This window comes from Streptomyces sp. NPDC089919 (genome assembly GCF_040684615.1).
GTDB lineage: Bacteria > Actinomycetota > Actinomycetes > Streptomycetales > Streptomycetaceae > Streptomyces.
The window spans coordinates 1-11,253 of sequence record NZ_JBFBGK010000167.1 but is presented as its reverse complement, the minus strand read 5'-3'; the positions used below and the strand labels follow the sequence as shown (position 1 = coordinate 11,253).

General features: G+C 73.7%; 10 protein-coding genes and 1 pseudogene. 2 read left to right on the top strand and 9 right to left on the bottom strand.

What is annotated here, in order from left to right; genetic code table 11:
* From AB0O40_RS36230 to AB0O40_RS36190, 9 genes are all read right to left on the bottom strand, one after another.
* Window positions 1-375: hypothetical protein (locus tag AB0O40_RS36230; protein ID WP_365050243.1), on the bottom strand; the 375-nt coding region annotated here is incomplete at its 3' end.
* Entirely contained in the window at window positions 345-1,085 is a 741-nt protein-coding gene (locus AB0O40_RS36225) for a hypothetical protein (protein ID WP_365050241.1), read from the bottom strand. The genes AB0O40_RS36225 and AB0O40_RS36230, both read right to left, overlap by 31 nt.
* A 15-nt stretch (window positions 1,086-1,100) precedes the next feature.
* The gene (locus AB0O40_RS36220; RefSeq protein WP_365050239.1) at window positions 1,101-3,062 is read right to left on the bottom strand and encodes a hypothetical protein; all 1,962 of its coding nucleotides are present in this window, start codon (window positions 3,060-3,062) and stop codon (window positions 1,101-1,103) included.
* On the bottom strand, window positions 3,059-3,604 hold the full coding sequence (locus tag AB0O40_RS36215; protein ID WP_365050237.1) for a hypothetical protein: 546 nt from the start codon (window positions 3,602-3,604) through the stop codon (window positions 3,059-3,061). The genes AB0O40_RS36220 and AB0O40_RS36215 overlap by 4 nt, the downstream gene beginning before the upstream one ends.
* Window positions 3,601-6,135: an ATP-binding protein gene (locus AB0O40_RS36210; RefSeq protein ID WP_365050235.1), complete on the bottom strand. Its 2,535-nt coding sequence runs from the start codon at window positions 6,133-6,135 to the stop codon at window positions 3,601-3,603. The genes AB0O40_RS36215 and AB0O40_RS36210 overlap by 4 nt, the downstream gene beginning before the upstream one ends.
* On the bottom strand, window positions 6,132-6,701 hold the full coding sequence (locus AB0O40_RS36205; protein ID WP_365050233.1) for a hypothetical protein: 570 nt from the start codon (window positions 6,699-6,701) through the stop codon (window positions 6,132-6,134). Before AB0O40_RS36205 ends, AB0O40_RS36210 begins: the two co-directional genes overlap by 4 nt.
* Entirely contained in the window at window positions 6,701-6,943 is a 243-nt protein-coding gene (locus AB0O40_RS36200) for a hypothetical protein (RefSeq protein ID WP_365050232.1), read from the bottom strand. The genes AB0O40_RS36205 and AB0O40_RS36200 overlap by 1 nt, the downstream gene beginning before the upstream one ends.
* A 27-nt stretch (window positions 6,944-6,970) precedes the next feature.
* The gene (locus tag AB0O40_RS36195; RefSeq protein WP_365050230.1) at window positions 6,971-8,020 is read right to left on the bottom strand and encodes a conjugal transfer protein; all 1,050 of its coding nucleotides are present in this window, start codon (window positions 8,018-8,020) and stop codon (window positions 6,971-6,973) included.
* 55 nt (window positions 8,021-8,075) lie between these two features.
* Window positions 8,076-10,205, bottom strand: a complete 2,130-nt coding sequence (locus AB0O40_RS36190; protein ID WP_365050228.1) for a hypothetical protein — start codon at window positions 10,203-10,205, stop codon at window positions 8,076-8,078.
* A gap of 270 nt (window positions 10,206-10,475) precedes the next feature.
* Here AB0O40_RS36190 and AB0O40_RS36185 point away from each other — a divergent pair, with 270 nt between their 5' ends.
* Both AB0O40_RS36185 and AB0O40_RS36180 read left to right on the top strand, forming a co-directional pair.
* Window positions 10,476-10,874, top strand: a complete 399-nt coding sequence (locus AB0O40_RS36185; RefSeq protein ID WP_365050226.1) for a hypothetical protein — start codon at window positions 10,476-10,478, stop codon at window positions 10,872-10,874.
* Window positions 10,871-11,253: pseudogene (locus AB0O40_RS36180) on the top strand (tetratricopeptide repeat protein); the annotation flags it as partial. The gene AB0O40_RS36185 and the pseudogene AB0O40_RS36180, both read left to right, overlap by 4 nt.

The window sequence follows — 11,253 nt, the reverse complement described above, 5'->3', positions numbered from 1 at the left end:
TCTCTGTCGCCCGCTCCTGCGCCCCCCCCCGGCCGGGGGGCGGGCCCCCCCCCGCCCCCCCGCGACCTGGTCGATGACCTTGGCGTGGTAGGTCTGCTGCGCCAGCACCTCGGCCGGGACGGTGGTGAGCGCCGCCGGTCCCGGCAGGCCCGGAGTCGCGCAGCCGGCCGCCCCGTTCTTGCCGTCGGAGGCCTGCCTCGCGGCCCCGGCGAGGAGGGTGACGGACCCGAGGCCGATCATGCCGACCACGGCCAAAACCGCCCCCACACAGCCCGCCTTGGCCATGAAGGGCGTGGCGGCGCGGGTGACGGCGGCCTGGGCGACGTCGCGGGCGTCCACGGCGGTCAGACCCCCAGCACTCGCGAGACGCGCCACCCGTCCACGGTGCGCATGACCTCCACCTGCACCGTGTCCGTGCGCCGGCTGCTCTCGTACCCGGTGACGTCCACGCTCGCCGTGACCGTGCGCCACACCTGCGCGGGGTTGTCCGGGGGCAGGTCCGGCCCGGCCGGGCGGACGGCGACGGAGCGCACGGTGGTGGACTCGCCGCGGCTGACCTGCCGCCCCCACCCCGGCGGGGTCGTCTCGGTCAGGTTGCGGGTCAACTCCGGTGTGGCCCACGGGGCCGCCCTTCGGGCGGCCGGTTTGTGGGTGCGGTCGGTCCAGGGGTCGCGGCTGAGGTAGGCGCGGGTCCAGGCCCCGGCGACGTCGTCGGGACCGGCAGCGGGCGCGAGGGAGGGCGCGGCCTCCGGCCGGCTCGGGGCGGCGGCCGGCGGGGCGGGCGGGGCTGCGGCCGGGGCGGGGCGGTTGTCCGCCGGCTGTGGGGCCTCGCTGTGGCGGGCGACGACGCCGAGGACCAGGACCACGAGCACGACCAGGAGCACGGCGGCGGGGCCGAGAGGTTGGCGGCGCAGCTCGGCGGTGGCGCCGGCCCGCCGGGTGCGGGCGGCTTGGCGTTGGGTGCGGCGCCACCGCCGCCGGGGCGTGCCCGGCGGCGGGCCGTCCTCGTCGGGGAGGGCTGCGAGTAAGGCCCGCCAGTCCGGGGGCGGGTCGCCCTGGGCGGGGTCGGGGGTGTGGTGGGGCATGGGTGCAGGGCTCCGTCAGCGCGGCGGCGGGGGGTAGCGGCGGCCGGGGCGCGGTGGCCTCGGCGGTGTCGGCGTCTGCGGCGTCCGTGGCGGCGGGGCCGCGGCGCGTGGGGCCCGCGCCCGCGGGGCCGGCGGTTGGGTGGCCGGACGGCCCCCGGGGGTGCGGGGGCGGACGGTGCGGGCCGCGGGCGGCAGGGCCGCCTCGGCGTCGCCCCGCGCCGGGTCCGGCTTCTCCAGCCGGCCTGAACCGGTACGCGGGCGGGCCGGTTTGGGCACGCTCGCCCCGGGTGGCAGGGGTGGGGTGTCGGTGGTGTCGGTCGCGGCGCGGCCGGCTCGGCGGCCGGCTGCGGCGACGGTGGCCCGGGGGCCGGTGCCGCCGGCTGCGGGTCCGCGGCCGGGACCGGTGCCGGGCCCTGGGCGTGGCGGGCGCCCGCCGGCCGGCGGCGGGGGCGGCGGTGTCGGACGCCGGACCGGCCGCGTCGGGCCGGCGGATGGCGGGTCGTCAGGCTGCGGGCCGTGCTCCTCGATCGCGTCGGCCAGCCGGCCCGCGCCGCGGCCGGCTGCGCGTCCTGCACGGCCGATGCCGCGCCCGGTCGCCCCGGCGGCGCGGGCGGCCTGCCGCCCTACCCCACGGGTGGCCATCGCGCCGAGCAACGCGCCCATCGACGCGGCCCCCGCGCCGGCCGCCCCGCCGCCGCCCACAATCGAGGTGAGCACCCCGCGGTATTTGAACGCGGCGATGGCGCCGGCGATGGACAGGGCGGAGGAGCCGAGCCACCCGTAGGTGGGCATGGCCATGGCCGTGACCATCTGGATCATCATCACGCCGCCCGCGGTCAGGGTGACGATGGCGGATTGCATGATGGTGCCCACCAGGGCGTCGAACCAGCGCATGCCCCACTGCCGGGGGCGGCCGGGGATCACCCACAGCGCCGCGAACAGCGGGCCCACGACCAGCAGGAACAGCGCGGCCATCATGGCCGCGATGCTCCCGAACAACAACGTGATCAACAGCAGGCCGAACAGGAGCGCCACCGGGACGGCGACCAGCAGCACTCCGGCGCGGGCCATCGGCCGGTGCCCCTCCCGCCAGGCCAACGACTCGTCCCCCACGTCGTCGTCCGTCACCTCTTCTTCGAGGTAGTCCTTCCTCTTGTCCATGTCGCTGCCGCGGTCCAGGACCTCCCGGCCATAACGCTGGCAGGCCGTCAACGACCCGAACTCGGCCAAGCACCACGGCTGGGCGACGTAGACGCGCCACACGGTGTCGGTGGCGCGGCGCACCACCCGGTCTTGGGCGTCCCCGGAGTAGCGGGTCGGGGTGGCCAGCGCGAAGGGGACCTTCTCGATGCCGCCGCCGGCCGAGCCGATACCGGCGTCGGTGGCGGTCATCGCGATGTCGGTCCCAAGCATGCGGCCCTGGTCCACCCCGTCCACCCACGTCTGCGGACTCTGGAGCAGGGTGGCTGCGGCCACCGCGGAGACCAGCACCCACGCCAAGTCCGAAAACCCCCCGCCGTCCCCCCGCTGTGAGCGCATGAACGCCACCAGGGCCCCGATCGCGAGGGCGGCCGGGAAGACACCGGCCATCACCGCGCCGGCGCTGCCGCTGATGGCCTCCGCGAGCGGCTTCTGTACCTCGGGCAGGTCGGTCATGCCGAAGGTCCAGCCGGCCAGCGTCGCGACGGCCGCGCCGATGGTGACCAGCAGCACCATCAACACGTCCGCGATGGTGTGCAGCACCGGGTCCAACACGTCGAACGTGTCGAAGTCCGTGTCCAGCCGCCACGTGAGCAGGTCCGGGTACGTCTCGAACATCGTCCCGTGCCCCTTGGGCACCGACGGCGACGGGAACAGGCCGCCCACCCCGATGGGGTCGATGGTGTCGGCGTGCGCGACACCGGCCGTCACCGCCCACGTGGTGAGCACGGCCAGGACCGGGATGGCCAGGCTGCGGCCCCTGGACAGACGCTTCATCCCCGGACCTCCCTCGACAGGGCGGCGGCGGCCGGGTCCGCGGCCCGAGTCAGCTCGGCGTCGGACACGTCCGAGCGCTGCTCCACCCACCACTTGCCGCCCTCGTCGGTCATCCGCAGCGCGGTCCGCGTCGTACGTGTCTCCTCGCCCGGCCACGTGACGGTGTGGGAGACGATCACGGCCCACCCCGCCGGGTGCGCGGCGGTGGCCGGAACCCGGGTCGGCGGCCGGTCCAGGAGCACCGGGCCGAGCGTCGGGCCTGCGGGCTCGGGGGACTCGGGGACCGGGTGCCGGCCGCGGCAGGCCGCCCGGCGCGGGGCCGCCATCAGGTCGCAGGCCGTCTTCCAGTCGTCGGCCACCGCGGCTTGCATGTAGGCGCGGGCCCGTTCTGCTGCCGCCGCGGCAGGGTCGGCGCCGGCACCGCCGGCACCGCCGGCACCGCCTCGGTCGTCGTCGGTGCAGCCGGCGGCCAGGACGGCGAGGAGGACCAGGCCCGCCGCTCCGGCCCGGCGTGTGCGGGTGGGGTGGGTGCGGGCGCTCATGCGGGGACTCCGTCCGGTGCGTCCGCGGCGGCCGGCTCCGCGGCGGCGCGGGGGGAGGTGTCGAGCAGGTCGCGCAGCTCGGCGGTGGGGATGTCCCATTGGACGGTGGCGGAGCCGAAGCGCCGGTCCCGCACGATCGAGTGGCCGTGTCGAATGTCGCCGGTCGGCTCGATACCGAGCGAGCGGATCAGCTCCCGCGTGTGCCGCCCCGGCGGCAGGTCCAGCAGCTCGGCGAGGGCGTCCTGCTGCGGGGCGGTGGTGAGCTGGAAGCCGACCACCGTCACCAGCTGCTCAACCACGCCCGGCAGGAGCATCAGACCGGTGGCGTCCTGAGTATCGAGATGCAGGTGCACGCCGAGAGCGCGGCCGACCCGAGCCACGTAGTCCAGGAAATGCCTCCCTTGCGGGGTGCCGGTCAGAACGTGCACCTCGGGGACGCAGACCACCTTGGGCAGCGTGCGCAGGTCCGGCCGGCCGGCCGTGACGATCCCGTACGCAAGGACGGAGTGCATCAGGGCGACGGAGAGGGCCTGGACGCTGGTCCAGCGCTCCCGCTCCTCCCCGATGGTGGGCAGGGACAGGCCCGGCATCTGCACGACCCACACCCCGGGCGCCGTCGACAGCGCCTCGGCCCCGGCTGCCGGGCGGCCCATGAACAGGGCGCCTTGCGGGGTCTGCGCCAACTCGTGCAGGGCCTCGCCGGTCTCGCGGGCCACCCGGTCCCCGGAGGCCCGCAGGTGCTCGATCACCTGCCACGTCCCCGGCACCGGCTCCGCGTCCAGCACCGCGTTGGTGGCGGCCTGCAGGGCCACTTCGGCGCCGGCTGCGCGCAGGTGCGCAGGGGTCACCAGGGAAAGTTGGGCGGGGACTTCGGCGCGGGCGGCGTCGCGGCCGGCCTCCGCAAGGAGCGGGATCAGGTCCGCGGTGCCAGCCATGGCCCGGGTCATCTGCACCAGCCGGGACGGCAGCCCGTAGCGCTCGGCGGCGCTCACCATGCCGCCCAGGTCCCCCTTGAAGTCAAGGGCGAGGCACCAGGCGCCGGCGAACGCTGCCTCGAGCCCGGCGCACATCATCGCGGTCGTTTTGCCGCGGCCGGAGCGGCCGACGTAGGCGGTGGTGGTCGCGTCCCGGCGATCCGCGGCCGGCGCCAGCCGCACCACCCCGGGCGTCGAGCCGGTCAGGAACCCGACGATCGGGCCTTCGTCGTCGCCGACCCGGGCACCGCCCCACCACCAGGCCCCCGCCATCGCCCGGGTATCGCGCACGTGGCCCAGGTCCGGCACCCGCACCCGGTCCCCCGCCCACGTCTCCAACCACAACGGGCGCTGCTCATCGGTGCCCACCTGCACCGTGATGCCCATGTCCCCGAAGTGCGCGACGGTCGCGTCGATGCGGGCGCGCAGGTCCTCCAGGCCCACCGTGCTGGTGACCACGAGCCGGGGGTGGTCGTGCACGAGGGAGGTCTCCTCGCGCTCCAGGTCCGCGCGCAGGTCCGCCATCGCCTCGCCAGCGTCGGTGATGACCTGACCGGGGTCCCCGATCGCGTGCGAGCGAGCGGAGCGGGTCTGCTCGCGCACGGACTTGGCGGTCTCGTCGGTGCGGGCGATGGCCTCGCGCTTGGGCAGCACCCGCAGCCGCACGGAGGCTTCCGGGCTGACCGGGACCAGCCGGCCCGTCACATCGTCGTCCTCCTGGTCCTCCTCGTCGTTGGGGGGCAGGTAGGAGATCTCCGCCAGCGTCCGCAGCCACTCCCCCGCCCCCGGCACGCTCATCCGCTCCGGGAACGTCGGCATGGTCAGCACCGCCACCCACGCACACACCTCGCCCCGGGCGTCGACCATCCGCAGGTGGTCCGGGTAGGGCAGCACCCGCCCGTGCGTCAGCGCGGCCAGCGCCGCCCCCGTCACCAGAGCCCGCCCGGCGACCGGGGCCGGGACACCGCGGTGCTGCTCACGGGTGACCATCCAGGCCAGCAACTCGACCGGGGCAGCCGTGCACCGCCACGGCGAGGACTCCAGCCGGCGCCCGATCCGCCGCGCCGCCGTGTGCCAGCCGGCCAGCTCCCGGCCGGGCACGCCCGCGGCCGCGGCGCCGGCCGCCTCCGCGGCGCGGCGGCCGGCCGTCGGCTTGCGGGGGCCGAGGCGGACGCCGAGCAGCACGTGACGGACCGGCAGCCCGATTTGGTCGAGGCGGGCGGCACGGTGCTCGGCCCACTCCTCCCACCGGCCGGCCCGGTAGAGCTCCGGGGCCTCGGCCCGGTAGTCGGCGGCCGAGTACGGCGACCACACCACCCGCAGGTGCACGTCCAGGCCCGCCAGCACGGACGTCAGCGTCGTCTCGGCGCGCTGCTGCTCCGCTTCCCGCTCCGCCTCCCCCATCAGGTCCGAGTTCGACGTCTCGCAGGTCCACCAGCCCCACGCCTCCCCGTCGGTCAGGACCAGGCCGTCAGCGATCCCCTCGTACCGCGGCGGCGGCGCCGACCGCTCCCCGCCCACCCCCAACAACGCCGAGACCTTCTCCAGCACCCTCACGTGCTCCGCCCCTTCGCCCGGCGACCGCCCGCGGCCGCGACCTTCACCATGTGGTCCGGGCCGTAGAGCCGGACCCTGTGCGCCAGCACCACCGCCGGCCCCGACGGCGGAACGTCCTCCGCACCTCCGGCACCGGCCAGCCGGCCCGCCAACCCCGCCCCCACCGCCCGCGTCAGGGCGGGCAGGTGGGCGGCCCACCGGGCCGGGCGCGGGATCCACTCCGACCGGTGCGCCACCACCCGCCCACCGCCGATCACCGGCCGATGCCCCGACACCTGGTACTGCGCAGCGATCACCCACCCCGCCAGCACCGTCCGCCGGTCACAGGCCTTCGACGGCTGCGCCCCCAGCACCGTGACGGCCAGCGGCGGCAGGAGGTAGAGCGTCAGCCAGTCCAGCCCTGGAAAACCCACCACCAGGAACGCAAGGCCGTCCCACACGCCGAACGCGAGCGTCGCCAAAAGCAGCATCCGACGGGAAATCCCCTGACCCAAATCCACCCCGAAAAGCTCGTGCTGCCGGGGCTCCAGGGTGAAATGGCCGGTGTATGTGATCCCGTGCCGCATCAAGAACTGATCACCTTTGCCAGATCCGTCACCAGCCCCTTAGCTTGGTCCGGAATCCACACGAACACGGCACAGAAGACAGCCCCACCCAGGAAAGAAATCTTCTTGCCGAAATCCTCGTTAAAGGAAAGCTGTAGCCCCTTGACCGCCAAAACAGCCAACAGCAAATTCCCACAGATCACCACTACGGTATGCGAGATTGCGGACCCATCAGTCACAGCGGCGAGAATTACCTCATGCACGGCATACACCTTTCTCTGAATATCTCGTCAGGCCAGGTCATCGCCGGAAATACCGGCCACCTGCCAACGCCCCGCGCGAGCACTTTCCACACGGGTGAGCTGAACCCGGTAGACCTGCTCGACCTGCCCCCCGCCCACGACCCACACCACCCGAGCCACCCCCCACCGGTCTGCACCCGCACCCGGGACGGCGTCCCAGCCCTGGACCGAGCCGAGCGTGACCCCGGCCGGCAGGGCCGGCAGCGACGTCCCCGGGGCCACCGCCGAGCCGGCCGCGCCCGCCGCCCACGCCCGGAAAAACTCCGTGACCGCGGCGCGGGTCTGCGTCGAAAACTCCAGGTCAGCGGGGCGGTCGGAGGCCTCGGGAGCGGTCGCAGGCTCCTCGGGGACGCCCAGCAGCGCAGGGGGTCCACTCACCGCCAGGCGTCCGCCGCCGGTCACCACCACCGGCACGTCCAGGGCCAGCCACCGGGCCGGCCCTGCTCCCGAGGTGACCTGGGCGTCCACGCGGACCCGGGCCCGGCCGGCGCGGCCGACGGTCACCGGGCCCGGCACCACCAGGCCCGCACTCTGGACGCCGTGCCCGTCCCATCCGAGCTGCGGGTCAACCCCGACGGCCAGGACCGCCGCCAGTTCGGCGGCGCGGTCGGCCGCACGCTCCTGGTCCCACGTCAGATAGGCCCGCGCCGCACGCACCGCCACCGCCCGCGCCGCATCCTCCGGGAACCCGGGCGTCGCCGGCTGTCCTGCCGCGGGCCGCACCTGCGGGGACGGAGCCGCATCCGGCACCAAGGCCGCCCGCGCGACGATCACCACGACCAGGCCGGCCACACCCCAAAACGCGACCTTGCGCAAGCGGCTGCCGGACTGCTCCGGAACCACCACCCACGGCGCCCCCGCACCACCAGCACCAGAACCCCCGGGGCCGCCACCCTCGGCGCCACCCGCCGTCTCGGCACCTCCCGCGGAATCAGCCGACGTCACCCACGGATTCACCGGCGCACCCGGCGCCTCCTCCTGCGACTTCTTTTTCCACATGCCGAAGAAACGATCTAACGCACCTTTTGATACGGCCACGACGGCAATTCCACTCTTTCGATAAAGCCCAGAAACAGCGCCTTAGATAAAGAATTCAGGTGCGGGTTTTCGCGTCCGCTTGCCAACGAGCTAGCCAATCCTTCAGTTCGTCCCGGGTGTAATACGTGACGCGCCCGTCCGGGGCCCCCTCCGGGAACGCGACACCCCTCTCCGCGCTGCGGCCCTTGTAGACCTTCGCCGTGCTGTGGGCCCACGGCAGGATGCCGGCCTCGCAGGCCTCCGCAAGGCTGAACAGCTCCACCGCTGGCCTCGACTCCGAGCCGGCCGCCCCTGTTACCCCGCCTGTTACCTCAGCCGTTACCCCGTCCCCTGTTACCGCCTCTGACCTGGGGCGACCCACCCCTACCCCCACAGTTGGGCGGAGGGTAACAGCACCTCCCCGCACGGGCTGGGCCGGACCGAATCGGCCGCCGGTCAGGAAGTCGGGGATGGCCAGCGCCTCAGCCCACGCACGGGTCTCCGCCGTGATCCAGGGAGCCGGCTCGCCCGCGTCGAACCACTCCGGGGCAGGTGGCACAGCATCGAGCCGCGCCCCTACCTGGGGGACGATGTAGGCGGGCTGGAATTCCCGAACCCACAGACCCTTCGTTTCCGGATCAATACGCCCGTCCGCGAAAACGCCCCGCCCTGGAACCGTTGTGTCCGGCGACACGACCGGCGTGGAGGCACCGAACGCCACTGCCCATGAAGGGGAATCGCAGTAGCCGAGCTGGGCCTTCCAGCCGATCTGCGCGCGCTCCATCGTCCCGCCGAAGTATCCGTTCGCCCACTGCTGCGCCCCCACACCGAACCGGTGATCGGCGGAGCGCCCTTGCAGGAGACCGATGGAAAACCATTCAGCGAACGGTGGGACGCCTTTTCCCTTCAGCTGGTATTTCCACCAGATCAGGGCCATTTTCATGAACGTGGGCAGCTCATCCGCCACCATAAGACGGGGTACAAGAATCTGCCGCAACGCCGGATCGCCATTTTTTCCGGCGGCGGCCTCGGCAGCCATCATCGACATGATGAATTCACCGAGGGCGGCCACGCATTCGGCCGGGGTTTTGTGGACCCGGACGCCGCTCTTCCCCTCGGCCTCGGTCATCGAATTTTGCTTAGTGTCGAGAATATCGACGAGCGCGCCGGTTTCACGGGCGTGCACCGCGCCGAGGTAGAGCACCGTCGATTTACCCGACCCCGTCAGACCGGCCACACCGAAATGAGGAGTGACGGATTTCGTGCGGATCAGAACGTCCTCCAGGTCGAAACCGCGGACCGCCTGACCGACATAGATCTCGTACCGGTCGCCGGTCGGCTTCCAGTCGACGGACCGGGGCAATTTCGGGACCTTCTTAGGCGGCTCTTTCCGCACCCATTCAGCGAACGGCGCCGAATCGGCGCGGTGCCACGTCTCCCCCCACTCACCCGGAAGCCGGTCGGTGACCGCCGCCGACAACGCGCGCTTGGCGGCCTCGCCACCGGGCCAGCCGGCGGGCAGGCGCACCACCACCCGGGCGCCGGGCACCGCGACATCCGCGGGCAGGTGCAGCCACTTCCCGCGCCGCTCCCGCTCCCCCACCCCGAGCACCGGCCGGGCCGCCCCCCACATCCCCGGTCCGTAGACCAGGGACGCCGAAGCCGGCCGCGGCCGCCACCACCCCCACACCGCCGGCCCCGTCACCACGGCCACCACCGCGGCGACGACCAAGACGCCGAGCACCACGGCCCCGGCCGGCCACCAGCCCCGCCACACCGCCACCGCGACGCCCGGCACCGCCAACCGCACCACCACCCGCGCCGCACCCGGCCAACACGACCACCGCCACACACCGGCACCGGCACCGACCACCGCCCAGGCCGAGGAAGCGCCCTTCACGAAGGCCGGGTCGACGTCGGCCGCCAGCTCGGCCGCGGTGCGCTCCCGCTCGACCGGAACCCCCGCGCACCACCAGGACGCCGACGACGCCGGATCCCCCGGCCGCAGGTCCCGACCCGTCAGGAACCGCGCCAGCAGCCCGTCACCGGGCCGGCTCGACGCGGGGGCGGTACCGCCGGGGCGACCCGCCCGGTCCTTCTGCCGCTGCTGCGCGAGCGCGCCGACCGCCGGGATGCCGACGACCACCGCCGCCAGCACCGCCCGTACCGGGTTCGCCGCCGCCCAGGTCCACAGGTCCCCGTACACCCCGCCCACACCCTCCCACCAGAGGACAGACCCGTCCTCACAGAGAGCAACGAAGATGCACGGCAGCAGAAACCCCCGGACGGCCAGGCATACGGGCGACACCAGGCCTGCGATGCCGCCCGGACCGTTGACATCCCCCGGCGGAAGGTTCCGTCACCGATTGCTGAGCGCTCTTCCACGCGAACACCACGTGCACGGACCTGAGGGGGATTAAGTTCGCTCGGGAGAGCGGTACCTGGCCTATGGGGAAGCTCGGCGAGGGGGTTCAAGGTGACAGCGCGCAGGGTGTTGACGGCGGTTGCGGTGGTATGCGCCCTACTGGTCGTAGGCTCGCTGATCGTTCTGGCGTTCGCGGATCTGAACAAGGCCGCCGACGTCGCCAGTGTGGTCGGCACCTGCGTGGGGGTGGTCGGCTTCGTCGTGTCGGTGTTCGCCCTGACCCGCACTCAGACCGCCGGGGCGCGGTCGGTGCAGGCCGGTGGTTCGATCGGCCGGGTCGTGACCGGCGACAAAAACCGTCTCGACGCGCCTGGCCCCGGTCCCGTTCCGGCTGCCGGCCCGGCCGGCCCTGGCCAAGGCGGCTCCCCGGCCGTCCCCGGGGAGCGCGGGGTCGCGGCCCGGGGGCACATCGGCGAAGCCGTCACCGGTGACGAGAACCAGCAGCCGTGACCCCCTTCGGACGCTCCAAGAGCGAGGACGGACCGGAGAAGGCACTGCCGGGCGAGCGCTCCTTGTCCGCCGGTGAGGACATCGTGCTCGGCGTCTCGGGCGACGGCAACGAGACCACGGTGGAGACCCTGGTCAACGGGAACCACAACTCGATCACCAAGCAGTACGTGTTACCGGCTGCCCGAAGTCAGGCGGTGTGGCCACATCAGGTGGGTGTGATCCCGACGCCGGCCCGGTCCTTCCAACACCGTGCGGAGGTGGAGCGACTGCGGACGGCCGTAGAAGGCGGCGGGACCGCGGTGCTCTCGCAGGTGCTGGTCGGGATGGGTGGGGTCGGCAAGACCCAGCTCGCCGCCGACTACGCCCGCGCCTCCTGGGA